Annotated in this window: 23 protein-coding genes; 15 read left to right on the plus strand and 8 right to left on the minus strand. The window is 33.4% G+C overall.

All coding sequences use genetic code 11. The annotated features are described in order from the left end of the window. Positions 1-76: 76 nt before the first annotated feature. A complete protein-coding gene (locus ACFFGL_RS03300) occupies positions 77-1,237 on the minus strand; it encodes a 5-(carboxyamino)imidazole ribonucleotide synthase (RefSeq protein ID WP_309728719.1) in 1,161 nt (386 codons plus the stop codon). Between the two features lie 212 nt (positions 1,238-1,449). Between ACFFGL_RS03300 and ACFFGL_RS03305 the strand changes: the two genes are divergently transcribed. From ACFFGL_RS03305 to ACFFGL_RS03350, 10 genes are all read left to right on the plus strand, one after another. Next, entirely contained in the window at positions 1,450-1,980 is a 531-nt protein-coding gene (locus ACFFGL_RS03305; RefSeq protein ID WP_309728717.1) for a phosphoribosyltransferase, read from the plus strand. A 1-nt stretch (position 1,981) separates the two neighbouring features. Continuing rightward, positions 1,982-2,554 (plus strand): adenylate kinase, encoded by a 573-nt coding sequence (locus ACFFGL_RS03310; protein WP_309728715.1) that lies wholly within the window; start codon positions 1,982-1,984, stop codon positions 2,552-2,554. 44 nt (positions 2,555-2,598) lie between these two features. Further along, positions 2,599-3,618 (plus strand): GTPase ObgE, encoded by a 1,020-nt coding sequence (gene obgE, locus ACFFGL_RS03315; protein ID WP_309728713.1) that lies wholly within the window; start codon positions 2,599-2,601, stop codon positions 3,616-3,618. Positions 3,619-3,689: 71 nt separating this feature from the next. Further along, the gene (locus tag ACFFGL_RS03320; RefSeq protein ID WP_309728711.1) at positions 3,690-4,214 is read left to right on the plus strand and encodes a DUF4136 domain-containing protein; all 525 of its coding nucleotides are present in this window, start codon (positions 3,690-3,692) and stop codon (positions 4,212-4,214) included. 243 nt (positions 4,215-4,457) lie between these two features. Continuing rightward, a complete protein-coding gene (locus tag ACFFGL_RS03325; RefSeq protein ID WP_309728709.1) occupies positions 4,458-5,408 on the plus strand; it encodes a tetratricopeptide repeat protein in 951 nt (316 codons plus the stop codon). A 34-nt stretch (positions 5,409-5,442) separates the two neighbouring features. Beyond that, positions 5,443-6,798 (plus strand): UDP-N-acetylmuramate--L-alanine ligase, encoded by a 1,356-nt coding sequence (locus tag ACFFGL_RS03330; protein ID WP_309728707.1) that lies wholly within the window; start codon positions 5,443-5,445, stop codon positions 6,796-6,798. Positions 6,799-6,846: 48 nt separating this feature from the next. After that, positions 6,847-7,545 carry a RadC family protein gene (radC, locus tag ACFFGL_RS03335; protein ID WP_309728705.1) on the plus strand — a complete coding sequence of 233 codons (699 nt, stop codon included), beginning with the start codon at positions 6,847-6,849 and terminating at the stop codon, positions 7,543-7,545. Positions 7,546-7,557: 12 nt separating this feature from the next. Continuing rightward, on the plus strand, positions 7,558-8,847 hold the full coding sequence (locus tag ACFFGL_RS03340) for a polysaccharide deacetylase family protein (RefSeq protein ID WP_309728703.1): 1,290 nt from the start codon (positions 7,558-7,560) through the stop codon (positions 8,845-8,847). Beyond that, a complete protein-coding gene (locus ACFFGL_RS03345) occupies positions 8,840-9,520 on the plus strand; it encodes a YjjG family noncanonical pyrimidine nucleotidase (protein WP_309728701.1) in 681 nt (226 codons plus the stop codon). Before ACFFGL_RS03340 ends, ACFFGL_RS03345 begins: the two co-directional genes overlap by 8 nt. Before the next feature lie 9 nt (positions 9,521-9,529). Continuing rightward, positions 9,530-10,315, plus strand: coding sequence for a hypothetical protein (locus ACFFGL_RS03350; protein WP_309728699.1), 786 nt, complete (start codon positions 9,530-9,532; stop codon positions 10,313-10,315). Here ACFFGL_RS03350 and ACFFGL_RS03355 read toward each other — a convergent pair. Beyond that, the gene (locus ACFFGL_RS03355) at positions 10,312-11,586 is read right to left on the minus strand and encodes a replication-associated recombination protein A (protein WP_309728697.1); all 1,275 of its coding nucleotides are present in this window, start codon (positions 11,584-11,586) and stop codon (positions 10,312-10,314) included. The genes ACFFGL_RS03350 and ACFFGL_RS03355 overlap by 4 nt on opposite strands. Positions 11,587-11,673: 87 nt before the next feature. Between ACFFGL_RS03355 and ACFFGL_RS03360 the strand changes: the two genes are divergently transcribed. Then, complete coding sequence (locus tag ACFFGL_RS03360; RefSeq protein ID WP_309728695.1) at positions 11,674-12,441, plus strand: rhomboid family intramembrane serine protease; 768 nt, start codon at positions 11,674-11,676, stop codon at positions 12,439-12,441. Here ACFFGL_RS03360 and rlmB read toward each other — a convergent pair. The 6 genes from rlmB to ACFFGL_RS03390 all read right to left on the minus strand — a co-directional run bounded on the left by rlmB (position 12,436) and on the right by ACFFGL_RS03390 (position 22,438). Then, positions 12,436-13,164 carry a 23S rRNA (guanosine(2251)-2'-O)-methyltransferase RlmB gene (gene rlmB, locus ACFFGL_RS03365; protein WP_309728693.1) on the minus strand — a complete coding sequence of 243 codons (729 nt, stop codon included), beginning with the start codon at positions 13,162-13,164 and terminating at the stop codon, positions 12,436-12,438. The two genes, ACFFGL_RS03360 and rlmB, sit on opposite strands and share 6 nt — an antisense overlap. A 66-nt stretch (positions 13,165-13,230) precedes the next feature. After that, a complete protein-coding gene (locus ACFFGL_RS03370; RefSeq protein ID WP_309728691.1) occupies positions 13,231-15,147 on the minus strand; it encodes a S8 family serine peptidase in 1,917 nt (638 codons plus the stop codon). A 92-nt stretch (positions 15,148-15,239) separates the two neighbouring features. Continuing rightward, positions 15,240-16,115 (minus strand): hypothetical protein, encoded by an 876-nt coding sequence (locus ACFFGL_RS03375; RefSeq protein ID WP_309728689.1) that lies wholly within the window; start codon positions 16,113-16,115, stop codon positions 15,240-15,242. Between the two features lie 10 nt (positions 16,116-16,125). After that, positions 16,126-17,577, minus strand: a complete 1,452-nt coding sequence (locus ACFFGL_RS03380) for a RagB/SusD family nutrient uptake outer membrane protein (RefSeq protein ID WP_309728688.1) — start codon at positions 17,575-17,577, stop codon at positions 16,126-16,128. A 7-nt stretch (positions 17,578-17,584) separates the two neighbouring features. Next, positions 17,585-20,614, minus strand: coding sequence for a SusC/RagA family TonB-linked outer membrane protein (locus tag ACFFGL_RS03385; protein ID WP_309728686.1), 3,030 nt, complete (start codon positions 20,612-20,614; stop codon positions 17,585-17,587). A gap of 120 nt (positions 20,615-20,734) precedes the next feature. Continuing rightward, positions 20,735-22,438: a POTRA domain-containing protein gene (locus ACFFGL_RS03390; protein WP_309728684.1), complete on the minus strand. Its 1,704-nt coding sequence runs from the start codon at positions 22,436-22,438 to the stop codon at positions 20,735-20,737. 184 nt (positions 22,439-22,622) lie between these two features. On the opposite strand from ACFFGL_RS03390, the gene rpsL reads away from it, so the two are divergent. From rpsL to rpsJ, 4 genes are read left to right on the plus strand one after another with little or no spacing between them, the layout of a single operon-like run. Next, positions 22,623-22,997 carry a 30S ribosomal protein S12 gene (rpsL, locus tag ACFFGL_RS03395; protein ID WP_121667779.1) on the plus strand — a complete coding sequence of 125 codons (375 nt, stop codon included), beginning with the start codon at positions 22,623-22,625 and terminating at the stop codon, positions 22,995-22,997. Between the two features lie 23 nt (positions 22,998-23,020). After that, positions 23,021-23,497: a 30S ribosomal protein S7 gene (gene rpsG, locus ACFFGL_RS03400; protein ID WP_309728681.1), complete on the plus strand. Its 477-nt coding sequence runs from the start codon at positions 23,021-23,023 to the stop codon at positions 23,495-23,497. Positions 23,498-23,502: 5 nt separating this feature from the next. Next, positions 23,503-25,611 (plus strand): elongation factor G, encoded by a 2,109-nt coding sequence (gene fusA, locus ACFFGL_RS03405; protein ID WP_309728679.1) that lies wholly within the window; start codon positions 23,503-23,505, stop codon positions 25,609-25,611. An 11-nt stretch (positions 25,612-25,622) separates the two neighbouring features. Continuing rightward, a complete protein-coding gene (gene rpsJ / locus ACFFGL_RS03410) occupies positions 25,623-25,928 on the plus strand; it encodes a 30S ribosomal protein S10 (protein WP_111541895.1) in 306 nt (101 codons plus the stop codon). Positions 25,929-26,059: the final 131 nt, after the last annotated feature.

A 26,059-nucleotide genomic window follows, 5' to 3' on the forward strand; every position in this document is an offset into this window, starting at 1 on the left:
AGTTTTTTGTTATCGGTTTTTAACCTTTAGCTTGATTTAAAAAAAACGCTTTTATTCAGTACTAAAATTTATTTTGCTAATCTCTACTAATTACTTTAATTTCATTTTTAACTTTCTCAGCAATTTTTCGAGCTTCACTTAAATCTTTATTTACAATCGTTACGTGACCCATTTTTCGAAACGGACGCGTTTGTTTTTTTCCGTAGATATGAGGCGTTACGCCATCCATCTGCATAATTTTTTCGATGTTTTGGTAATAGACATTTCCTTCGTGATTTTCGTCGCCTACCAAATTCACCATTACGCCACCGACTTTACTATCGGTATTTCCTAGCGGAAGATCTAAAATCGCTCGTAAATGTTGTTCAAATTGATTCGTGAAACTTGCTTCAATACTATAATGACCGCTGTTGTGAGGTCGTGGAGCAACTTCATTTACCAAAATTTCATCGTCTTGGGTTTGAAATAATTCTACCGCCAATAAACCAACATGTTCAAACGTTCGTGAAACTTTGGTAGCTACTTCGCGTGCTTTTTGAGCAACTTTAGCTTCAATTCTTGCAGGGCAAATTACATATTCAACTTGATTTGCTTCCGGATGGAATTCCATTTCTACAACCGGATAAGTTTTTACTTCACCCGAAACGCTTCTGGCAACAATTACCGCCAATTCGTTTTTAAACCGAATCATTTCTTCAACAATGCAAGGGACTTCTTCAACAGGAATTAAATCTTCTTGCTCTTTAATTACACGAACGCCTTTGCCGTCATAACCGCCGGTGGTGCTTTTCCAAACAAACGGAAATTGCCGCTCTTTTCTAATAATTGCTTCGGTTAATTCAGCTTTTGTTTCATATTTCACAAATTGAGCTGTCGGAATATCATTAGCTTTATAAAACTCTTTTTGAACTCCTTTATCCTGAATTTTACGTAATGTTTCAGCCGAAGGAAATACTTTTTTCCCTTCTTTTTCTAATTGTTCTAACGCTTCAACATTTACCGTTTCAATCTCAAACGTCAGTAAATCTACTTTTCTTCCAAAATTCACGACGGTATCAAAATCCATTAAATCACCTTTTTCAAAATGATTGCAAGCAATTTTACAAGGCGCTTCCGGATTTGGGTCTACCACATAGGTTTGGATGTCGTATTTTCTCGTGTCGTACAACATCATTTTTCCTAATTGTCCGCCGCCTAAAATTCCTAATTTAAAAGCTGATGAAAAGTAATTATGCATAAATTTATCTTTATAATTTTTGGGCGCTTCCCTTTCGGGTCGGGTTATTCGCTATATCTTTTGTTCCGTAAAAACTACACAAAAGGATGCCGCTGCTACCCCTAGCGCAAAACAGAATTCCACAAAAATAAATCTTTCCAAGAGAATTACCGAAATAATAGGCTTTAAATCTGTATTCCTTATCTTTGCAAATTATTAAAAAATAAAAAAGAATGCTACAACTTCATGACTTAACGTTTAAACCTTTTCTTTCTGCTCAAGAAATTGAAAATACTATCGAAAAAGTCGCTGAAAAAATAAATGAAGATTTAGCAGCAAAGCAACCTGTTTTTTTGGGAGTTTTAAATGGCGCATATTTATTTACCGCCGAACTCACCAAACGATTTCAAGGCAATTGTGAAGTAGAATTCACCAAATTAATATCTTACGAAGGAACTAAAACTACCGGTAAAATTCAGAATTTAATCGGAGTAGAAAACCTGAAAGGGAAAACCGTTATCGTAGTAGAAGATATTGTAGATACCGGAAATACCATTTCAGAAATCGTTAAAATTTTAGAAAAAGAAGCCGTAGCCAATTATAAAATCGCTACCTTATTTTTTAAACCGGAAGCCTATCAAAAAGCCCATAAAATTGATTATATCGGCTTAGAAATTCCCAATAAATTTATTGTAGGATTTGGCTTAGATTACAACGGATTAGGAAGAAATTTACCAGAAATATATCAACTTAAAGAAAATTAACATGACAAACATTGTATTGTTTGGCCCTCCGGGAGCCGGAAAAGGAACGCAAGCCGAAATTTTAAAACAAAAATACGACTTGGTACACATTTCTACCGGAGATGTTTTTCGTTATAATATAAAAAATGAAACCGAACTCGGTAAAAAGGCAAAATTGTTTATCGATAAAGGTCAATTAGTGCCAGATGAGGTGACAATCGACATGCTAAATGATGAGGTTGAAAAACACCCGAATGCAAAAGGAATTATTTTCGACGGTTTTCCTAGAACTTCAGCGCAAGCCAAAGCATTAGATGAATTGTTAGTTAGTAAAAATACTAGCGTAAATGCGATGATCGCCTTAGAAGTAGAAGACGAAATTTTGGTAAAAAGATTGCTTGAACGTGGTAAAACTTCAGGGAGAAAAGACGATGCCGATGAAGGCGTAATTAGAAATAGAATAAAAGTTTATTACGAAGAGACCGCTATATTAAAGTCCTATTATCAAGCACAAGATAAATACTTTGGTGTCGATGGTGTAGGAAGTATCGACGAAATTACCCAACGCTTAAGCAAAGTAATAGATCAATTATAAAACGCAGATATTCAATTTATTTGAATAGCGAATAAGTATAGATAATGAAAGAAGGAAATTTTATAGATTACGTAAAACTGCACGTTTCTTCCGGAAAAGGCGGAAAAGGTTCGGCGCATTTACACCGTGAAAAATATATTGAAAAAGGCGGTCCAGATGGTGGTGATGGTGGTCGTGGCGGACACGTAATTTTACGGGGAAACGAAAACCTTTGGACATTATATGAGTTCAATTTTAAACGCCACATAAAGGCGGAACATGGTAAAGATGGTGGTAAGCAGCGAAGCACCGGAGCCGATGGAGAAGATGCTTATATCGACGTTCCATTAGGTACGGTAGTTCGCGATACGGATACAAACGAGATTATCGATGAGATTACCGAACACGATCAAGAAATAATTATTGCCAAAGGCGGAATGGGCGGTCGTGGAAACTGGCACTTTAAAACTTCCACGCATCAAACGCCTCGTTATTCACAACCCGGAATAGAAGGCGAAGAACGCGATATCACCTTAGAATTAAAAGTCTTGGCAGATGTTGGCTTAGTTGGTTTTCCCAATGCAGGAAAATCTACGTTACTTTCAGTAATTACAGCTGCAAAGCCAAAAATAGCTAATTATGAATTCACTACATTAAAACCAAATTTAGGAATTGTAAAATATCGTGACTTCCAAACTTTTGTAATGGCAGATATTCCTGGAATTATTGAAGGCGCCGCCGAAGGAAAAGGTTTAGGATATCGATTTTTACGCCATATCGAAAGAAATTCAACTCTATTATTTCTTATTCCTTGTGATGCAGATAATATTAAAAAGCAGTATGAAATTCTCTTAGATGAACTTCGACGCTACAATCCTGAATTGTTGGATAAAGATCGATTTATCGCAATTTCAAAAAGTGATATGCTCGATGCCGAATTAAAAGAAGAATTGAATATGCAACTAAAAGAAGAATTTAAAGGACTTCCGTATATGTTTATTTCTTCCGTAGCACAACAAGGTATTCAGGAATTGAAGGATAAATTATGGAAAAATTTAAATAAAGATCCTGAAGATAAATTTTAAATGTTAAGAATTGGTTATAAAAGATTAAGCTGTTTTTGTTTTTAGTAATTTTAGGTGAAAATTATAGAAAAATGAAAATATATATAGGAATAATTTTAGCCTTTTTACTTATTTCTTGTGGCGGGACAAAAGCTTATTTTGATTACGATCAAGAGGTCGATTTTTCGAAATTTAATACCTACGGATTTTATGCCGATATGGAGTCTGGTTTAAGCGAATTAGATCAAGATCGTATGATTGCTGCGTTAGATACGGTTTTACAAGAAAACAACTTCAATAAAAGTGAAACTCCTGATTTTAAAATAAATATTTTTGCTGAACCTTTTAACAAAGCAAGCAATTCATCTATTGGGATCGGTCTCGGCGGTGGAGGCGGAGCAGTTGGCGGTGGCGTGTCTGGCGGAATTCCGGTCGGTGGAGATCAACTTTTCTTAAGTATTACCATAGATTTTGCAGATGCTGTAACCAACGAATTATTTTGGCAAGCGGTAGTCGAAAGCCGCTTCAACGAAAATTGGTCACCGCAAGAGCGAAGTGAATTTTTTAGAGAGATTGCAGAAAAAGCTTTAGAAAATTATCCTCCGGAAGAGGATTAATTCTACTTATACTTTTTCTTGATAGATTGAATATATTTCTGAAATTTTACTTGCCTACTTCATAATTTTTCAAATTTTTGCTGACTGAATATAAATTGAGTAGCCAGCATACATAAAATGCAAGATAAGAAGCGAAATTTCATATGTCTTGGTTTTTGTTAAAGATAATGATTTTATCAAATCTTTATGATTTATATAGATTGGGGCATTATTTTTGCCTTTTTAGAACTATATTATCCATCTATGAAGAAAATTCTGTTCCTTTTATTATTCCCTATTTGCGTTTTCAGTCAATCTAATTTTGAAAAAGGGCAAGCCTACTTTCAGCAAGAAAAATTAACGAAGGCAAAATTTTATTTAGTTGAAGTAGAAAAAAACGATACCAATTATTATAAAGCACAGGAATATTTAGCAGATATCGCAGTTTATCAAGAAAACTTAGATGAAGCTCTAGAAATTTACGAAGAATTGGTAGAGCGATTTCCGGAAAATGCCAATTTGAATTTTAAATATGGCGGAACTTTAGGACTTAAAGCTTTATCGGTGACGAAAATTGAAGCAGCATTTTATATTTCAGACATCAAAAAATACTTTAAAAGAGCAGCAGAATTAGATAAAAATCATATCGAAGCGCGTTGGGCATTAGTTGAATTGTACGTGAAATTGCCCGGTTTTATCGGCGGAAGTTTTGAAACCGCTACCACTTATGCAGATCAATTATTAGAAATTAGTCCGATAAACGGTTATTTTGCGAAAGGATATATTGCAGAACACGATAACCAATCCAAAATTGCACGAAGCTACTATTTAAAAGCAATGGAATTAAATAACGCAGAAGCCTGTCAGCAAGATTTGCAAAATTTTTCCTTACATAAAATAGATAATTTAGATGCTGAAAAAACCGCGATCGGTTGTCAAAATTTTAATAGAAATCAATTAAATTATTTAACGGGAAAAGTCGCTGCGGAATATAATATTCAAAATCAACGCGGAATTTTTTATTTACAACAATACATTAAAAACTTCTCTCCGGTAGATGGCGTTCCGTTGCATTATGCTTTTTATAGAAAAGCGCAACTCTACAAAAATTTAGGCGATAAAAAGCAAGCTGAAAAATGGATTAATAAGTCTTTAGAACTAAATAATGATTTTGAAAAAGCATTCGAAGAAAAGACAAAAATTCAGGCGATGTAAGTTCATTCAAAAGCAACCTCTTATATTTGTAACTATGAAAATACATTTTATAGCTATTGGTGGAAGCGCTATGCACAATTTAGCACTGGCCTTAAAGGAAAAAGGAGATCAAATTACAGGAAGCGACGATACTATTTTTGAACCTTCAAAAAGTAGGTTGGATAAAGCAGGTTTGTTACCCGAAAAAATGGGCTGGTTTCCAGAGAAAATAACCGATGATTTAGATGCGGTAATTTTAGGAATGCATGCCAAAGAAGATAATCCCGAACTATTAAGAGCACAAGAAAAAAATCTTACCATTTATTCTTACCCCGAATTTCTATACGAACAGAGTAAAGATAAAACACGTGTCGTTATCGCGGGTTCGCATGGAAAAACCACTATCACTTCAATGATTTTGCACGTGTTACATTATCACGGAAAAGAAGTAGATTTTATGGTTGGCGCGCAATTAGACGGCTTCGATAATATGGTTCATCTTACAAAAGAGAATGATTTTATGTTGCTAGAAGGCGATGAATATCTTTCTTCTGCTATTGACAGACGACCAAAATTTCATCTTTACCAACCTAATATTGCTTTAATTAGTGGAATTGCGTGGGATCACGTAAATGTATTTCCGAGTTTTGAAAATTACGTAGATCAATTCAAGATTTTTACGGAAGAAATGGTAAATGGAAGCATTTTAGTTTATAATGAAGAAGACGCGCTCGTTAAAGAAATTGCAGAAGCCGCTACCAAACCGACTAGAAAACACGCTTACAAAACCCCGGAATATTCAATAAACGATGGAATTACCTATTTGGAAACACCAGAAGGTGAAATGCCTATTGAAATTTTTGGTCAACATAACTTAAACAATTTAGCCGGCGCGAAATGGGTTTGTCAACATATGGGAATTGATGAGGTAGATTTCTACGAAGCCATTGCAAGTTTTAAAGGCGCTTCAAAAAGACTGGAAAAAATTGTTGATCGACGCGGAACTATAGTTTATAAAGATTACGCTCATAGTCCATCAAAAGTAAAAGCAACAACTACTGCAGTTCGAAAACAATTTCCAGACAAACATAGAATAATCGCTTGTTTAGAATTGCATACTTATAGTAGTTTAACCAAAGACTTTTTAAAACAATACAAAGGAAGCTTAGACGATGCAGATGAAGCAATCGTATTTTATTCGCCAGAAGCATTAGATATAAAACAATTAGAATCACTTTCAGAAGAAGAAATTCAAGAAGCTTTTGAGCATCCTAATTTAAAAGTTTACGTAAACGCACATTTATTTCAGGAATATTTAAAAGAAGACAGTTTCGTTAATAGCGTAGTTGTTTTAATGAGCAGTGGGAATTACGGCGGATTGGATTTCGATAAATTAAAAGATTGGATATAAGTCGATTTCCTTTTTTCGAAAATGGTTACCTTTAAGAAAACAATTTCCATGGAAGAACAGAAAAGTTCTTTTTCAATAAAAAACTGGGCAGAAGGTGATCGACCTCGCGAAAAGCTTTTACAAAAAGGTAAATTAGCATTAAGCGATGCAGAACTTATAGCTATTCTTATCGGTTCAGGAAATAGATCGGAAAGTGCTGTAGAACTTTCTAAACGTATTTTATCGACTTCAGATAATAAATTAAACGATTTAGGAAAACGTTCTGTAAAACAATTGGTAAAATTTAAAGGAATTGGCGAAGCTAAAGCTATTTCTATAGTCGCGGCTATGGAATTAGGAAGAAGACGCGGTGGAGAAGAAGTAAGCATTCAGAAAAAAATAACCTCTAGCCAAAGTGTTTTTGAAGTAATGCAACCTATTTTAGGCGATTTACCGCACGAAGAATTTTGGATAATTTATTTAGATAATTCTAATAAAATCTTACAAAAATCCCAACTAAGTAAAGGCGGAATTACCGGTACTTTGGTAGATGCCCGTTTAGTGTTTAAAAGTGCGTTAGAGTTAGGTGCTACGGCAATAATTTTAGTGCATAATCATCCTTCAGGAACACTAAAACCTAGTCAAGCAGATAAGCAATTAACGCAGAAATTAATTCATGGCGGAGAAAGTTTAGATATTAAAGTTTTAGATCATCTTATTGTAACCCAAAAATCATACTTTAGCTTCGCTGATGAAGGAATTTTATAAGCGGTCAATTTTATGTTGTTAATTTATACCAAAACCCTTACGCCGAGAATAAACTATACGTTTAAGCAAATTTGTACGCGTATTCTTGGGTTAGAAATAAAATTCACTTCTAAAATTGAAGAGTTTATCGCGCATGAAGGCATGAAACTTTCCTACGGAAAGCAAAAAATGGGAAATGAGCTTTTCATTCAGCAAACCGAATTATTATTAGAACAAGGGTTTAGCGATACCGAAATAAAACTAACCGAGTGGGAGGAAACCGTTTGTTTTTTCCGTGTTTCAGAACACAGCGATTTACCCTTCGATATTTTTTCAGCTTCTTTCTATTTATTGAGTAGATATGAAGAATATCTTCCGCACGTAAAAGATGAAAACGGGCGTTATCCTTCTTCAGAAAGTTTTTTGGTGAAAGAAGACATTGTCGATAAACCTTTGGTAGATATTTGGGCTTTTAAGTTTAAAGCTTTATTGAAAGAACGATTTCCTGAGGTTAATTTTCCGCATAAAAATTTTCAGAATAAAAATGTATTAGCCGTTTCACAGGCTTTTAAATATAAGAAAAAAGGAATTGTTAGAAGTATTGGCGCAAGTTTGCGTGATTTTTTTCAGTTTAATTTAAATGGTTTTATTGAGCGGATTAAAGTCTTGTCATATTTGCAAAAAGATCCGTTCGATATTTATGATGATTTAATAGCGTACTCTAAACAAGAAAATTTAAAATGGAATTTCTTTTTTCAGCTTAGTAATTATTCCATTTACAACAAGAATATAAGTTATCATAAAACAAAATATCATGCCCTAATTAAATCGATGGCAGATTATGGGAATATTGGTTTAATTCCGGGTTATGAAGCGATTAGAAGCTTAAAAGTTTTACGAACTGAAAAAAAACGATGGGAAGCAATCGTAAATCGACCGCTAAAAGCAACATTAATTAATGATTACGATTTAAATTTGCCAGAACTTTACAATAATTTCGATAAGTTGGAAATTGCAAGAGATTTTTCAATGGCATTTAACGATGTAATCGGATTTCGAGCAGGAACTTGTACGCCATTTTTATTTTACGATATTAATTTTGAAAGAATTTCGCCGTTGGTAATTGAGCCGATAGCATTTAACAGTCAAGTGTTGGAGAAATTATCTTATTTTGAAGTAAAAACCACGCTGGAAAATATAAAAGAAGAAGTTCAAAAAGTAGGAGGGAATCTTGTGTTGATTTTTAAAAATTCAGATTTTGAAGACGAACAAGACAATGAAAAATATTTAGAACTCATTTATCGTTTAAATAAAGATGACTAATATAACCGATATATTTTTTGACTTAGATCATACACTTTGGGATTTTGAAAGAAATTCTGCTCTAGCGTTTGAAAAAATTTTGCTGAAAAATGAAGTGGATTTGAATATAACAGATTTTCTGAAAATTTATGTTCCGTTAAATGAATCGTATTGGAAACTTTACAGAGAAGATAAAATCACGAAAGAAGATTTACGGTTTAAGCGAATTTCAGAAACTTTTGAAGCTTTAAACTATAAATCATCTACACAACTTATTGAGAAGTTGGCTGATGATTACATTCTTCATTTGCCCGATAATAATCACCTTTTTGAAGACGCGATTTCAACACTCGATTATTTAGCTGAAAAATACCGATTACATATTATCACCAATGGTTTTGAGGAAGTTCAGCATTTAAAAATGAAAAATGCTCAAATCGATCATTATTTTGAAACAGTTACTACTTCAGAAAACGCGGGTGTAAAAAAACCCCATCCTATTATTTTTGAAAAAGCCTTAAAAAAAGCAAATACTGAAAATGTAAAGAGTGTGATGATTGGTGATAATCTGGAAGCCGATATTGAAGGAGCCGAAAAAATAGGAATGAAAACCATCTATTTTACGCCAAATTATTTAGAACATAGTTCGCGAACAGCGATTAATACTTTAAAAAAATTAACCACGATATTCTAATTCAATACCATGAAAAAAATAGTTTTAATTAGTTTTATATTATTCAGTATAATTAATAAAATAAATGCGCAAAACACCAATCAATTAGATGATTACCAATATGTGGTTGTGCCGTTAGATTATGATTTTCTGGGAAATGAAAAAAATAAATTCTTATTGAATTCACTCACCAAACATTTATTAAATCAGCGTGGTTTTGAGACTTACATAGAAACCGATCCAAAACTTTCCGGGTTAGAACTAGATCGTTGTTTAGGATTATACGCCGATGTTACCGGAACTCCAATGGAGTTTTTTTCAATGAAAACTGAAACACAATTAATTTTAAAAGATTGCGAAGGAAATGTAATTTTTAAATCACTTGTAGCTTCTAGTAAACTCAAAGATTTTGAAAAGGCATATAAAGATGCTTTAAAAGAAGCCTTTGAATCTTTTGGTAGTTACGTTCATAGATACAACGGAAAACAAGGTTTTTACGAAAAAAGAAATGCAGCTAAAAGTAAAACACCTGAAAAGTCGACAGCATTAGATAAAGCCAGTCATTTTACTTTTATGCGAGGAGAAACTCCTTATGAAATTGAAGCAATAAGTGCAGGTTTTTTACTTAAAGAGAAAAATAGCGGAAAAAGAATAGCACATTTACATTACACCAATACCAATACAATTCTTTATAATTCCGATGAAATTAACGGAACTGCTACTTTTACAGATGCTGGAAATTTACTAGTAGAATATTTCGACAAAGAAAGTGAACAATTAAAACATATAGAGTTTACCAGAAAAGGAGTAGATTAATATTTATATTTCTTCCATTTGCTTTTTAAAAAATCCCTAATGGATTGTTCCCGTTTATTATTTCCGGGTTCGTAAAGTGTATGTCCTTCAATTTCTTTCGGTAAAAATTCGTGTTCAACAAAACCATCTTCATAGTTGTGCGCGTATTTATAATCTTTTCCGTAGTTCAGCTCTTTCATGAGTTTTGTCGGCGCATTTCTAATTGATAATGGAACCGAAAGATCTCCGGTTTGCTTTACCAATTTTTGCGCTTTATTTATTGCCATATAACTCGCATTGCTTTTTGGAGAAGTAGCTAAGTAAATTGCACATTGGCTCAAAATTATTCGCGCTTCCGGATAACCAATAGTGGTAACCGCTTGAAAAGTATTATTGGCCATAATTATAGCGGTAGGATTTGCATTTCCAATATCTTCACTAGCTAAAATGAGGAGTCTTCTGGCAATAAATTTTACATCCTCGCCACCTTCAATCATTCTTGCTAACCAATAAACCGCAGCGTTTGGGTCGCTTCCACGGATAGATTTTATAAAAGCGGAAATAATGTCATAATGCTGCTCGCCGGTTTTATCATAACGAACCGTGTTTTGCTGAACTTTTTGTTCAACTAAATCATTGGTAATACTAATTTCATCCTCAGTTTCTGAAGTAATGAGCAATTCAAAAATATTCAGTAATTTTCGAGCATCTCCGCCACTAATTCGTAGTAAAGAATCGGTTTCTTTCAGCTCGATTTTCTTTTTCGAAATAATTTCATCTTCGTCAATCGCCTTTTTTAACAACGCTAGCAAATCATCTTTACTGAATTCATTTAAAACATAAACCTGACAGCGTGAAAGCAATGCGGGAATAACTTCAAAACTGGGGTTTTCTGTGGTTGCGCCAATCAACGTAATCCATCCTTTTTCTACCGCACCCAACAGAGAATCTTGCTGTGATTTACTGAAACGATGAATTTCATCAATAAATAAAATTGGATTTTTCGTAGTGAATAATCCATCTTGTTTTTTTGCCTTTTCAATTACTTCGCGAACATCTTTTACGCCGCTACTTATCGCACTTAAGGTGAAAAAAGGACGATCAGATTCATTCGCGATGATATTCGCTAAGGTCGTTTTTCCCACACCCGGAGGACCCCAAAATATTAATGAAGGAATTATTCCGTTTTTTATTTGACTGTAAAGTGAACCGTTTTTACCAACCAAATGTTGTTGGCTAAGATAGCTTTCCAGGTTTTGCGGTCTAAGGCGTTCGGCTAATGGTTTATTCATAAAACAAAGATAAAATTTGTGTGTGACAATTTTGCATTATAAGGAATTTTGGATAAGAATTTGAAAAGAAAATTATAATATTTCACTATGAAAAAATTAGAATTTAAATCATCAACAATTGCTTATCCACTATTATTTGTGATAATAATTTGGATTGTCTTTTGGTTAGAAGTTCGGTTTGGTTTTAATTTTAATTATTTAGGAATTCAGCCTCGAGATTTAATCGGTTTACGCGGAATAATTTTTAGTCCGTTAATTCACGCTAATATTGAGCATTTATATAGTAACACAATTCCACTTTTAATACTTTCCACCGCACTTTTTTATTTCTATGAAAAAATTTCTTGGAAAGTTTTATTATATGGAACTTTATTTACCGGATTATTAACTTGGTTATTAGGTAGAGGAAATTCAGTTCATTTCGGCGCAAGTGGAGTAGTCTATTTATTAACTAGCTTTTTATTTTTTAAAGGAATTTGGTCTAAAAATTACCGATTGACCGCACTTTCACTTATTGTGGTGTTTGTGTATGGAAGTTTAGTTTGGGGAATGTTCCCAATCGATAAAACTATGTCGTGGGAAGGGCATCTTTCCGGATTTTTATCAGGAATATTGTTAGCGATTTTCTATAAAAATTATCAACTTCCAAAACCTATTTATTCGTGGCAGAAAAAAGAATATGATGAAGAGGAAGATGAATTTATGAAACATTTCGATGAAAATGGAAATTTTGTGCCTTCTTCGGAATTAGAAAATAATGAAGATTTAGACTCGGAAGAAAATGCAAATAATTCTATTCAGTTAAATTATACAGTAAAAAATAATAAGGAGAAGCCGGAAAAAAATAAATTATAGGCGCTGTCTTACAGCTTCAAATAAAATAGCTCCACAAGCCACAGATACGTTTAAAGATTCAATATCGCCAAGTAAAGGTAGTTTAGCACGATGATTTACCATTTTTAAAATGGAAGGAGTAATTCCTTTTCCTTCACTTCCCATAATTAGTGCAATCGCACCTTTTAGATCTACATCATAAATTAAATCATTACTTTTTTCAGTAGCTGCAATTGTTTTAACATCATAAGATGAAAGAAAAAATATAGCGTCTTTAAGGTGATCTACTTTACAAATTGGAACATTAAAAATAGCACCTGTTGAAGTTTTTACGGTTTGATCATTCAGCGCAGCGCTTCCTTGTTTTGAAAGGATAATTCCATTTACACCTGTACACTCCGCGGTTCTAATAATTGCACCTAAATTTCGAACATCAGAAACTTGATCTAAAAGAAGGAATAGGGGAGATGAGGTCTTTTTGAAAGCACTTTCTACAAGATTTTCGATTGAATAAAGCTGAATAGGAGATATTTTTGCGACAATACCCTGATGATTTTCCTGCGTAAGTTTGTTTAGCTTTTCAATAGGCACATAAGAAACTTGAACTTTTTTTTCTTTTGCCAATCTCACTACTTCTTTAGCGTTTTGACTTGATAAATTTTTCTGAACGAAAAGTTTATCTATCGATTCCTCTTGTTTTAAAGCTTCAGCAGTACTATGTATTCCGTAAATGATATTTTTCATATGACAAAATTAAATTAAAAAAGGGCAATCATATGATTGCCCTTCAATTTATTTCTAAAAAAAGATTTATTTCTTTATGATTCTTTTTTGAATAGTTCCGTTGATACCATCATTTAATTTAGCAACATAAACTCCGGCAGCCATTCCTGTTAAATCTCCAGAGAAAGTTTTACTAGTGTTAATATCATTAAACGTTTTTACAATACGACCATTTAAATCATAAATTTCAATTGTCGCATCTGTAAATCCATTTGGACTTGTAAAGTTCACAGAGTTATCAGCCGGGTTTGGCCAGATAGAAAATTGATTCTTTTTAGAACCTATAGTTGAAGCGGTAGCATCTATTCCAGTAACAATTAAGCTATAAGTTTGAAAACCTCCAGTCAAGTTACCTTTATGACTAACTCTGATTGTATAAGTATCACCTCCATTAGCATTATCTACACTTACTTTCTCTACATTGTCAACGTTATTATCCCCTTTAATTGCAGGAGAATTTAAATTAGCCAAATTTAATTTCCATGGGAAATATTCTGTGTTATTACTATTTTTAATTATCCTTATATCTAAATCGTTTACTAACGCAGGTGTATTAGAATTTAAAGAAGTAGTTGCAGTACCTGGAATATCTGTCCAACAAATTGTAGCTTCTAAATTTTCAGTTCCAGATGCCTGAACTTCAAATTCGAGAATATTACTATTTGTCATTGTATTTTCCTGAATTATTGATGATCCATTTCCACTAAAATCTTTAGTGATGGTATTAGCAGCTTTTAAAGCATTTAATAATCCCCATCCAGATATTGCATCTGGTCCATCGATTAAAATATCATCCGCAGTATGACAGGCTAAACCTTTCAAAGTAGAAGCATACATAAAATTACCATTTAATCTATTGTAATATTGTTGGAGTAAGATAAGTGTTCCTGCTACGTTAGGGCTGGCCATTGAGGTTCCTGAACTCTTATCATAAGAACTATTAGAGAAGTTAGCAGTTGATAGAAGATCTGTTCCATTTCCAGTAATATCAGGTTTAATTCTACCATCATCTGTTGGTCCTTGACTACTAGAAGGATTAATATTTACTTCACCAATGATGGTCCCAGTAGATTGTCCAATAGGAGCATCAAAAGCATTAGCTACAACTAGATTATTTTTAGATACTGCATTTCCCGTAAGTTTATCATAACCAGTTTGCAAAGGTGAAGGGTTTGTTACATTACCGTCATTACCAGCTGCTATTACTGTTAAAAGGTATTGTTCAGTTCTAGTTATTTGATCCCATGATCTAGAGGCAGAAGAATATGCACCCATATACCAAGCTGGGCTTTCTGACACCGGGGTTCCGTAGGAATGATTAGAAATCAATAATCCGTTGCCTCCCTCACTTAGAACTTCGAAATCGTCATTATTCCAATCATAGCTTAAAATATTACATTCTGGAGCCATTCCTTTTGCTTGACTATTGAATTCTCCACTAGCTGCGATAGTTCCTGCTACATGAGTAGCATGAAAACCATCCGTTGTGCCAGGTTCTTCTATTGAAATCCTTGATGTTCCATTTTTGATAAAAGCTTGATGCGTTTCTAGAACAGTTTCTTCATCCCATACCCCAACGGTCATATTTTGACCATCCAAGTCTAAATTTAGCGCACCTCCCGAATTAAGGAAATAGGTTCTAGTAGATTTAGCTGCATCGGCATTATGGAGAGTGTAATAAATGGGTATGCTATCTTTTACTATGCTTCTTAAGGTAGCAGTATTACCATTTTTTAATGTTATCTTTCTTTTTGCTTTCCCTGAATTTATTAATTTATTTATTTTAGTTTCATTTTCTTTGGCTTCCTTTTTCATAAATGCTTTAATCTCATTTATTTTTTCTGAACTATACTTTGAAACTATTTCTTTTTTTTGTATTGCTGTTTGAGAAAAGCCAAAAAATGATATATTTAGTATTATAATTAAAATAATTTTCTTTTTCATTTTTTTAAGTTTTAATTAAAAATAAGAAAATAAATAAAGAAAGGCTAGTTTTAACCAACCTTTCTTTATTTATTTTTCTTGTAATATAGTAATTACTGATTGTTGGTTGTAATAGTAGTGGTGCCATTCCAAAAATTACCTATTGGCTCACCTGAACTTTGATTTATAGCAACAGCATCATATTGAATTTCTATAATACCTTCTTCAGCATTGTAAGTTCCAGAACCTGAATAAGCCAAATCCAAGTTAACAAATACTCCATCTTCGATTTCAAAGTCTTCTTGAGCATCTCTTAAAACAATAGTTTGAGGAACATTTACATCACCAAATTTTCCTTCTGTTCCTGGTGCGGGAAATAATTCTAATGCAAATTGTTTATTAGAATCTTGTTCAGATAGACTGGGAAGAAGATGAGCATTAATCACTAATAAGTCACATTCACCATCTTGTGTAGCATCAGCAGTCCCTTCCACTGTAGAACCGCTATCAGAATCTTTTACTCTAATATTGCCAATAAAATCAACATAGCGTGTTGGACAGTCATCATCAATAATACGTACTACTTTAGAATATGATCCTTCATCTTCTATTCCTATTTTAATATTTGAATCAGAAACGGAAGTAATTATTAATTCAAAAACTCTTAAACCATTTTCGTCCTCATCATTAACAGTTGTAATTGGAATTTCTACAGATTTTTGACCACTTGGAATAACAACAGAATTAGGTATAGTATAATCCATATCTCTTACAGCTGTACTGTCATTAACTTCTAAATTAATTGTCAAATCAGATTTTGCTTCACTAGAAAGAGCTAAAGTTAAAGCTCCTTCTCTTGATTCTATGACACTGTATTGATTAGAGGTCAATCGAAACCCTACAAAATCATCTCCATTATATATCAATTTGTCTTGCTCACAAGAAAATATTATGATAAGTATCGGTAGTAATAAAATTATTTTTTTCATAAGTTTTTTTTTAATATCCAGGATTTTGGTCATCTTGAGATAATTCATCATTCGCTTGTATCTCAGTAGCCGGAATTGGTAAAATAAATCTATAATCATTATTAGGTATAGAGCAAATTCCACTGAAATCGCAATCCTTAGGGTCACGGTCTACAGTAACATTTGCTTTAGGTCCTATTCTTCTTAAATCAATGTAACGGTGTCCTTCAAATGCTAACTCAATTCTCCTTTCTTCTAGTAAATCAGCCCAAGCTTCAGTTGAATTTGAATAGCTAGGTAAAGAGGGAGTGTTTGATGTATAGCGTGCTTCGCGTATTTCTTGGATTGTAGAAGCTGCTTCAGAAAGATTTTCGTTATTTATTTGAGCTTCAGCTTTAATAAAATACATTTCAGAAACTCTGAATATTTTTAAGTCATTTAATCTATTTAATCCTTCAGAGCCAGGATATTTATTAATCAATAAAATATCACTTTCTAAATAGTTATTACTAGCAAAATAAGTAGGATCTACTATAGACTCATCACCAATTAGAACATCGTAACGTACATCATTTTCATCAAGTAAATTAAATAAAGCTCGACCAACTTCATAAAACGATGAGCCATCAATTCTATTACTTACTGATTGCCATAAACTTGCAATACGACCATCATTTGTTGTTCTCTCGAGTTTAAAAATGACTTCACCTGCAGCTTCATCTCTCCAAATATCTCTATAAGTACTTGGTTGTGATAAAGGAATTTGATCAATTAATTGTTGAGCATATCCCTGTGCTTCCGTGTAATTTTCTCTGTAAAGAGCCATTCTTGCTCTAAATGCTGTTATGAAATCTTGAGATAAATAGATTGGATTGGTCATAGTTTCAGAGAGATTTGTTTCTGCGAAATCTAAATCTTTTATGATAAAATCAAAAACTTCTCCTGTAGAACTTCTTGGTAAATTATCATTAGTTTTTGGAACAAAATCCACTAATAAGACCCCTGCAGAATTGTCATCTGTAATGTCTTCTGAAAAATACGTTAAAAGCTGAAAATGTGCCCAAGCTCTTAATGCTCTTGCTTGAGCAAGAATATTAAGATAAGCTTGTTCTTCTTCTCCCTCTTCAGGAGAAATTGATTCGGAACTTTTAATAAGCCTGTTGGCAAAATTAATAAGATCATAAGAACTATTCCATATACCACTCGCAAAATTAGATCCAGCGTTCATCTGAAATAAATAATCTCCATCTAATCCTTGACCGCCATTTGCAAAACCAATTCCAACTTCATCTGTCCAAATAGAGGAAAGAGAAATTTGAGTTGAATTATTTACTGCACTATATACAAAATTAAGGTTATTTTGCATATCTGTTACATTCTCGATAGCAACATCTTCTGTTAACTCCCCAGCTTGTTCTATGTCAATAGCATCTTGACAAGAGAATAGTGAGATTCCTATTATAAAAATAAGTATTTTTTTCATAATTTTTTTAAAATTTTAATTCTATTCCTAAAGTATAAATTCGTGGCGTTGGATACTGGTATTGATCAGAAGCTCTGTTACTTTCAGCATCCCAACCTCTCCATTTTGTCCATGTTACTAGATTTTCACCTTGAACATATATTCTTGCTTGGCCAAAGAAAGTGTCTTTTAATATCTCTGGTGTAAAATTATAACCTAATGTTAGATAACGCATTCTGACATAGGAAGCATCTTTTAAAAATCTATCACTATTCGTATCTAACCCAATATTTGTAGCAGATAGACTAGGAATATCGGTTCTAGTATTTTCAGGAGTCCATGCTCTCTGGATGTCATTTGAAAGATTAAAAACTCCAATATTACTTCTGTCAATTAGACCCGAATAATCATAATCATATCTCCAAACATCTGTTACATATGTGAATAAAGAAGATACAAAAAAGTTTTTATAATCTAAGTCAAAACCAAACCCGCCTTGCATACTTGGAAAAAGATTTTTTCCTGTAAATCGTCTATCAGCTGTAGGATCTGGGTTCTCTGTTAAATTACCATTAATATCATAAAACAGTAAGTTTCCATTAGTTGGATTTACACCTGCATAAGGTATTGCATAATATTCATTTAACATTTTACCTTCCTGATTAATTGTGAGAGATTCACCATCCCAACTATTTCCGTCAGGGCCAGGCATGTCTTCAATTTTATTCTTATTATATGCCCCGTTGGCTTTTAAAGTTAGTCGAAAGTCTTCCGTTTTAATAACATCTGCATTTATATTAAATTCAATACCTGTATTCTTAAGAGTTCCGAAATTTTTATTAATTGAAGTAATCGCATTTATCGCTGAAATTTGAACGCCTTGATAAAGGTCTTCGGTTCTTTTTTCATATACATCTACACTACCTCTCAATCTTCGATCAAAAACTTCAAAATCTAAACCAATATTTGCTTGGTAGATTTCTTCCCATTTCAGTGTTGCCACTCCTAATTGGCTAATGCCAATAGTATTTTGGTTATTGTATCCTGTAGTTGCTGAATAAAGTTCTCGTGTTGCATTTGGTAATGTAAACAAACTTTCGCCAGCAATGTTTTGATTTCCAGTTTTACCATAAGAAGCTCTTAATTTCAACATGTTAAAAGCAGAGTTATCCATAAAATCCATTTCAGATATATTCCAACGTCCTGCAACTGACCAGAAGGTTCCCCATCTATTTGTAGTGTTGAATCTATATGAAGCATCTCGTCTTACTGTTCCGCTAAGACCAAACATAGAGTTATAATCATAGTCACCATATGCGAAATAAGAAAATAATCCTGAATCTACTTTATTTGCATTGACATCAGGGACATAGTACGGCGTATTATCATATCCTATATAACCGGTTCCTGCATAAGGTGCAGATGTTTTTGGGTTTAATCCATTTTGAGTAAAACCAAAACCTCGTAAGTGCGCTTTTACATATTCAGTAAATAAACTTAACTCTACATTATGTTTCTGGTTAAAAGTATTTTCATACTTGAGTTGTGAATTCACATTAGCAATTAATTGTCTAGACATGCTATTAGCATCAAGCCCGCCAAATTCTTGGTCAGATTCAAGAAACAATAAAGAGTTAAATGCTCCCGAAGATTGAAAAACGTTTCTAACAGTCTGAGTATAATCTAAACCAAGGTTGGCTGATGCAGTTATATTATCAGTAATTTTATAGCTTCCTGAAATATTAGCAATAGATTTCAATTCATCATACTGATTTGAAAAATTATTAAGTTTATCAATAAGCATTAAAGGAGTATATAACAGCGTTCCGTCTTCCTGGTAGAGAGAGAACAACTGATCACTATTTTCATATAATGATGGAGAAAGGTATGGCGCACTATTATTTGCTCCTAAAACATAATTTTGATTTACTCCTCCAGTACCGACATTTGTCGCTTCATTTCTTCTTGACCAGTTGATAGTTAAATTAGTTGAGTAATTAAATTTATCATTGTCAGATTTGCCTTGTAGATTATTTCTAAAAGTGAACCGGTTTAAGTCGGTTGTTTTAAGAATTCCTTCCTGATTAAAATAACCTAGTGAAGTAAACGAAGCTAGGTTCTTAGAACCTGAACTTAGGTTTAAAGTGTGGCTTTGACTAATACCAGTTCGAAAAAAATAATCATTCCAATCCGTGTTAACCTCATAATTAGCTATCTCCTCTTCGGTAAGTGTAGCTCCAAGTCCTAAACCTCTTTTATTTTCTAATGTCAATAACTGCTGAGAGTTCATTAAATCATAGTCATTCCCTTGTAGTTCGGTAAATCCAGTTGCTCCAATATAGTTAATTTCTAAAGAAGAGTTGTAACTCCCGCGTTTTGTTTCAACGATTATAACACCATTTGCACCTCTGTTACCATAAATCGCAGTAGCACCAGCATCTTTTAATACTGATACACTAGCAATTTCATTAGGGTTTAAACTTCTAAAATTATCACCGTTTTGCGGCACCCCGTCTATTATATAAAGAGGTTCTATAGACCCATTGATAGAGCCTGCCCCTCTTAAGATTACAGTACTGTTCGCCCCTGGCTGACCGGAGCCAGTCTGTATATTTAAACCTGCAACTTGGCCTTGCAAAGTTTGAATAACGTTAGCATTCGGTCTATTTTCGATGGTTGAAGAAGTTACTGTAGATGAAGCAATATTTGACTTTTTCTCAGAAGAAGTTCTATATGCTTGAACTACGACTTCATCCAAAGTGTTGTCAGAACTCATGCTAACATTATATGAGTTCGAATTTCCGACTTTAATCTCTTGTTTTACAAAACCAACATAAGAAAATACTAAAGTTTCTCCTTCTGAAACTTGAATGCTGTAATTTCCATCAAAATCTGTTTGTGTTCCGGTTGAAGTGTCTTCAATTACAATGTTAACACCGGGTAAGGGTAATCCGTCCGGATCTGTTACCGTACCGGTAACTGTTTTTTCTTGTGCAAAGGATATTTGCACGACAAACGCTAGTAACAGCGTTAAAATTCCACTAAACTTTGTTCTCATTTTTATAATTTATTTGAATTAGCCAAAGCCAAAAATCCTAATTAAAAGTTAATTACACAACTATTTTGTAGTAAAATTTACTTTTTTTTTACGAGATCGTTAGTTGTGAGCATTGTAATATCAAAAAAAGGCACTTAAACTTAAGTGAATTTTTGTATTTCTGAATTCGAAATTTTGCTCTTCAGTTTTTCCGTTTGCGAAGTTTAATTTTAAAAGTCCGGCTTGTGTTTTAAGCGCTAATCCGAATCCTATTCCGTAGAGATTATTCGAATTGCTTTCTATTACTTTATTTTGTAAAGTTGCGAAGTCAATAATAGAATGCATATAAAGGGTAGGTGATAAAAGATAGCGATATTCCGTTTGAAATGCACTATAAAAAGATGCAAAAAGTCCGTTTTCTTGGAAACCACGTAAATTTTGAATTCCTCCAAAACGAAATAATTCATTGGTAAGATAATCGTCGGAATTCAAATATCCCGTTTCGTTTCCGAAGTAAATTATATTTCTATTGTTTAGGAAAAAATTATAAAATCCCCGACTTTGTATTCTTACTTGGTTTGTAGAGTTAGATTCCCTTTCTCTTTTTCCGAAATTTGTTTCAATATTTAAATATGATTTAATCGGAATAATTTGTTGATAATCGTTTAGGTCTTGAAATGTTCCACCGACTAAAAAATAATTTGCATTAAAATCTTCATTTACGGTTCCGGTAACTGGCGCATCTTCTAATAAATAATTTGAAGTGCTTCCTTTATAACCTGCTTTTAGGATAATTTGTGAATTTAATTGATAGGTAAGTTTTGCGCTTTGGTCGCTTGTGGTGAATGTTGAATCTTTTCTGAATAATTCTAATTCTAGTTCCGTACCAAAAGGGGTGTTGAATAAATATGGTAAAATCGCTTGAACTCGAAATCGTTGCTGTTTATTTCCGTCACTTTTGTATTCAATATTTAAACTTTCCCCAAAATTTAAATTATTAATGAGTTGAAGGTTAAGAAATCCATTGACTTCTAAGTTGTTGGTTTCTTCATTTGTGGCAAAACCGAGAAATCCATCAAAAATATTGCTGTTTCTTTTTTCGAGGTAAAAATATAAAGTAGTGGTGTCTTTTGTAAAAAGTACCTCAGGATCGCGAATTGAGTTTACGAATCGTAGATTACTTAAGCGTTTAATTTTTTTATCAATTTCCGATTTATTAAAAACCTTTCCTTTTTTTATACGTAAAAAATTCTTTATGAAAGATCGAGGAAATTTTTCATAACCTTTAATTGCGATGGAGTCAATAGTTCGGTTTTGAGAAGTGTTAGATTTTAAAAACGCGCTGAGTTCATTTTTTTCAATTCTTAATTCTGAAAGTTGAAAACTGTAAAAAGGTTTTCCTTGATCTGCAATTTCTTTATTTAAAAATTGAAGTTTTTTTTCTATTCCTTTAAATGGAATCACAAAATAATTTGAATGAATGTCTGATGAGATTTTTTCTAATATCGATTTTGTGATCTTTTGGTCGTCGTAGAAAATTTTTATGGTTTTAATTTTTTTACCTAGACTAAATCGAGTCGTAAAAGTTGAATCGTTTTCTTTTTTTAATTTATTTCGGGTGGCATTTACGTAACCTTGTTTTTGAATAAAATAAAATAAAGAGTCAGTTTCTTTAAGTAAACTATTAAAGTTATCGTGTTTTGGTTGGTAAGCAATCGAATCTATTTCGCTGGTTTCTTCTTTAGAACTTCCCTTAATAGATAAATATAATTCTTGCCCTATTATTTTTTGAGTATATAATAAGAAGGAAAGAATAATGAATAATGAAGAAAGGAGCTTTTTCAAAACACAAAAATATCTTAAATCTAAACGTGGTTAAATCTGAATTCTTGCGGAAAGAAACAAATAATTTTAAACATTGCTGAAAATTAATTAATTATAATTTGAATACTTTAAATAAATTTCTACATTTGCAAACCCTAAAATTAGGGTATTTATTATTTAATGTAATTATAGTGTAAAAGAAATTATGCCAACAATTTCACAATTAGTACGAAAAGGAAGAGCCAAAATGACCAAGAAGAGTAAATCGGCTGCTTTAGATTCGTGTCCTCAGAGACGAGGAGTGTGTACGCGTGTTTACACCACTACGCCTAAAAAACCAAACTCAGCGATGCGTAAAGTTGCAAGGGTAAGGTTGACAAATGGTAAAGAGGTGAACGCTTACATCCCTGGAGAAGGACACAATCTGCAAGAGCACTCGATAGTATTGGTAAGAGGTGGAAGGGTAAAAGATTTACCAGGTGTTAGATATCATATTGTTCGTGGTGCGTTAGATACCGCGGGTGTTGAAGGAAGAACACAACGTAGATCTAAATACGGAGCAAAACGCCCTAAGAAGTAATTAACAACTTTTAAAGAGAAGACATGAGAAAAAGACAGGCAAAAAAGAGACCTCTTTTACCAGATCCAAAGTTTAATGATCAGTTAGTGACGCGTTTTGTTAACATGATGATGTGGGATGGTAAAAAATCTGTTGCTTTTAAAATCTTTTATGATGCAATAGATATCGTAGAAGAGAAAAAAGAAGACGATGAAAAAACTGGTTTAGAAATTTGGAAAGATGCGTTATCTAACGTTATGCCTCACGTAGAAGTGAGAAGTAGACGTGTAGGTGGAGCTACTTTTCAGATTCCGATGCAGATTAGACCAGATAGAAAAGTTTCTACCGCAATGAAGTGGTTAATATCATTCGCTCGTAAACGTAATGAAAAAGCTATGGCGGCAAAATTAGCTGCGGAAGTTTTAGCTGCTGCGAAAGAAGAAGGAGCTGCGGTTAAGAAGCGTGTAGATACACATAAAATGGCAGAAGCCAATAAAGCATTCTCACACTTTAGATTCTAAATAAAATGGCACAAAGAGATTTAAAATTTACAAGAAATATAGGAATTGCAGCGCATATTGATGCTGGTAAAACTACCACAACAGAGCGTATCCTTTATTATACTGGAATCAGTCATAAAATAGGGGAAGTTCACGATGGTGCTGCAACAATGGACTGGATGGAGCAAGAGCAGGAAAGAGGTATTACAATTACTTCTGCTGCTACTCATTGCAAGTGGATGTATAGAGATCAGGAGTTTACAGTAAATATTATTGATACTCCGGGTCACGTTGATTTTACCGTAGAGGTAGAGCGTTCGCTTCGTGTTTTAGATGGTGTGGTTGCATTGTTTAGTGCTGTAGATGGTGTTGAGCCCCAGTCTGAAACCGTTTGGAGACAGGCTGATAAATATAAAGTACCACGTTTAGGATTTGTGAATAAAATGGACCGTCAGGGAGCTGACTTCTTTAATGTGTGTAAACAAGTTAGAGAAATGCTAGGTGGAAACCCAGTGCCATTACAAGTTCCAATCGGTGATGAAATAGACTTTAAAGGAGTTGTTGATCTTATTTCCAAAAAAGCAATTATTTGGAATGAAGAAGATCACGGAATGACTTATGAAGAGATTGATATTCCTGAAGAATTAATGGACGAGGTTAATAAATACCGTGCTGAGCTTGTTGAAGCTGTTGCTGAGTATGATGAAGCCTTGATGGAAAAGTTCTTTGAAGATGAAAATTCAATTACTCCAGATGAGATTATTGCAGCGTTAAGAGCGGCAACAATTGATATGTCTATTATTCCAATGATGTGCGGTTCTGCATTTAAAAATAAAGGTGTTCAGGCGATGCTTGATGCTGTGATGCGTTATTTGCCTTCTCCTGTAGATGTTGAAGCTATCGTCGGTACAAATCCGGAAACAGGTGAGGAGGAATCTCGTAAACCTCACGTAGATTCTCCGTTCTCTGCTTTAGCATTTAAAATTGCTACAGATCCCTTCGTTGGTCGTTTAGCATTTTTTAGAACTTATTCAGGTGCTTTAGAAGCAGGTTCTTATGTTCTTAATAACCGTTCTGGTAAGAAAGAACGTATTTCTAGAATGTATCAAATGCACTCTAATAAACAGGAGCCGATTGATAAAATTGAAGCTGGAGATATTGGAGCGGCTGTTGGTTTTAAAGATATTAAAACGGGAGATACGTTAACAGATATGAATCATCCTATTGTTTTAGAATCTATGACTTTTCCTGAGCCAGTAATTGGTATCGCGGTTGAGCCAAAAACTAAAGCAGATGTTGATAAAATGGGTATGGCTTTAGCTAAATTAGCTGAAGAAGATCCAACATTCCAAGTAAAAACTGATGAGGCTTCAGGTCAAACAGTGATTTCAGGAATGGGAGAGCTTCATATCGAGATTCTTGTAGATCGTTTAAAACGAGAATTTAAAGTTGAAGTTAACGAAGGTGAACCACAAGTAGAATATAAAGAAGCGGTAACTAAAAACGCTGAACACAGAGAAGTTTATAAAAAACAATCTGGTGGTCGTGGTAAATTCGCAGACATTGTATTCGAAATGGGTCCTGTAGATGAAGATTTCGAAGGAAAAGGACTTCAATTCGTAGATGAAATTAAAGGTGGTCGTATTCCAAAAGAATTCATTCCTTCTGTTCAGAAAGGATTTGAACAAGCTATGAAAAATGGACCTTTAGCTGGTTTCTATATGGATACCTTAAAAGTGACATTAAAAGATGGATCTTTTCACCCGGTAGATTCAGATCAATTATCATTCGAGTTGGCTGCAAAAATGGGATTCAAAGCTGCTGCTAAAAAAGCTGGAGCAGTAATCTTAGAGCCAATTATGAAGAATGAAGTAGTAACTCCTGAAGAAAATATGGGAGATATTGTAGGTGACCTTAACAAAAGAAGAGGGCAAGTAAACAGTATGTCAGACAGATCTGGTGCAAAAGTTATTAAAGCAGATGTGCCATTAGCAGAAATGTTTGGATACGTAACAACCTTAAGAACGCTTTCTTCAGGTCGTGCAACTTCTACAATGGAATTTTCTCACTATGCTGAAACTCCTTCAAACATATCAGAAGAAGTAATTAAAGCAGCTAAAGGAGCTAACGATTAATAACAAGGAACATGAGTCAGAAAATTAGAATAAAATTAAAATCTTACGATTATAACTTGGTAGATAAATCTGCTGAAAAAATTGTAAAAACTGTAAAAACAACAGGAGCGGTAGTTACAGGTCCAATCCCTCTACCAACTCACAAAAAGATTTTTACAGTACTTCGTTCTCCACACGTAAATAAAAAAGCAAGAGAGCAATTTCAATTAAGTTCTTATAAGAGATTACTTGATATTTATAGCTCATCTTCAAAAACAATTGATGCGTTAATGAAGCTTGAATTGCCAAGTGGAGTAGAAGTTGAGATTAAAGTTTAATCACTTACTGGATTTTAAATTCAATCACATGTCCCAAGCTGCGAGCAAGGGAAAAACGGAAAAGAAAAATACATAGGGTTAGGGTTAGAGTATTTTTCTAACCCTTTTTTTAAGTAAATAAGTTTAATTAA

It is taken from the genome of Mesonia maritima (assembly GCF_042433895.1).
Taxonomy (GTDB): Bacteria; Bacteroidota; Bacteroidia; order Flavobacteriales; family Flavobacteriaceae; genus Mesonia; species Mesonia maritima.

Excerpts from the sequence above, each read along its gene's own strand:
- ACFFGL_RS03300 (WP_309728719.1), bottom strand. The coding sequence starts at position 1,237 with ATGCATAATTACTTTTCATCAGCTTTTAAATTAGGAATTTTAGGCGGC.
- ACFFGL_RS03305 (WP_309728717.1), top strand. The coding sequence starts at position 1,450 with ATGCTACAACTTCATGACTTAACGTTTAAACCTTTTCTTTCTGCTCAA.
- ACFFGL_RS03310 (WP_309728715.1), top strand. The coding sequence starts at position 1,982 with ATGACAAACATTGTATTGTTTGGCCCTCCGGGAGCCGGAAAAGGAACG.
- obgE (WP_309728713.1), top strand. The coding sequence starts at position 2,599 with ATGAAAGAAGGAAATTTTATAGATTACGTAAAACTGCACGTTTCTTCC.
- ACFFGL_RS03320 (WP_309728711.1), top strand. The coding sequence starts at position 3,690 with ATGAAAATATATATAGGAATAATTTTAGCCTTTTTACTTATTTCTTGT.
- ACFFGL_RS03325 (WP_309728709.1), top strand. The coding sequence starts at position 4,458 with ATGAAGAAAATTCTGTTCCTTTTATTATTCCCTATTTGCGTTTTCAGT.
- ACFFGL_RS03330 (WP_309728707.1), top strand. The coding sequence starts at position 5,443 with ATGAAAATACATTTTATAGCTATTGGTGGAAGCGCTATGCACAATTTA.
- radC (WP_309728705.1), top strand. The coding sequence starts at position 6,847 with ATGGAAGAACAGAAAAGTTCTTTTTCAATAAAAAACTGGGCAGAAGGT.
- ACFFGL_RS03340 (WP_309728703.1), top strand. The coding sequence starts at position 7,558 with ATGTTGTTAATTTATACCAAAACCCTTACGCCGAGAATAAACTATACG.
- ACFFGL_RS03345 (WP_309728701.1), top strand. The coding sequence starts at position 8,840 with ATGACTAATATAACCGATATATTTTTTGACTTAGATCATACACTTTGG.
- ACFFGL_RS03350 (WP_309728699.1), top strand. The coding sequence starts at position 9,530 with ATGAAAAAAATAGTTTTAATTAGTTTTATATTATTCAGTATAATTAAT.
- ACFFGL_RS03355 (WP_309728697.1), bottom strand. The coding sequence starts at position 11,586 with ATGAATAAACCATTAGCCGAACGCCTTAGACCGCAAAACCTGGAAAGC.
- ACFFGL_RS03360 (WP_309728695.1), top strand. The coding sequence starts at position 11,674 with ATGAAAAAATTAGAATTTAAATCATCAACAATTGCTTATCCACTATTA.
- rlmB (WP_309728693.1), bottom strand. The coding sequence starts at position 13,164 with ATGAAAAATATCATTTACGGAATACATAGTACTGCTGAAGCTTTAAAA.
- ACFFGL_RS03370 (WP_309728691.1), bottom strand. The coding sequence starts at position 15,147 with ATGAAAAAGAAAATTATTTTAATTATAATACTAAATATATCATTTTTT.
- ACFFGL_RS03375 (WP_309728689.1), bottom strand. The coding sequence starts at position 16,115 with ATGAAAAAAATAATTTTATTACTACCGATACTTATCATAATATTTTCT.
- ACFFGL_RS03380 (WP_309728688.1), bottom strand. The coding sequence starts at position 17,577 with ATGAAAAAAATACTTATTTTTATAATAGGAATCTCACTATTCTCTTGT.
- ACFFGL_RS03385 (WP_309728686.1), bottom strand. The coding sequence starts at position 20,614 with ATGAGAACAAAGTTTAGTGGAATTTTAACGCTGTTACTAGCGTTTGTC.
- rpsL (WP_121667779.1), top strand. The coding sequence starts at position 22,623 with ATGCCAACAATTTCACAATTAGTACGAAAAGGAAGAGCCAAAATGACC.
- rpsG (WP_309728681.1), top strand. The coding sequence starts at position 23,021 with ATGAGAAAAAGACAGGCAAAAAAGAGACCTCTTTTACCAGATCCAAAG.
- fusA (WP_309728679.1), top strand. The coding sequence starts at position 23,503 with ATGGCACAAAGAGATTTAAAATTTACAAGAAATATAGGAATTGCAGCG.
- rpsJ (WP_111541895.1), top strand. The coding sequence starts at position 25,623 with ATGAGTCAGAAAATTAGAATAAAATTAAAATCTTACGATTATAACTTG.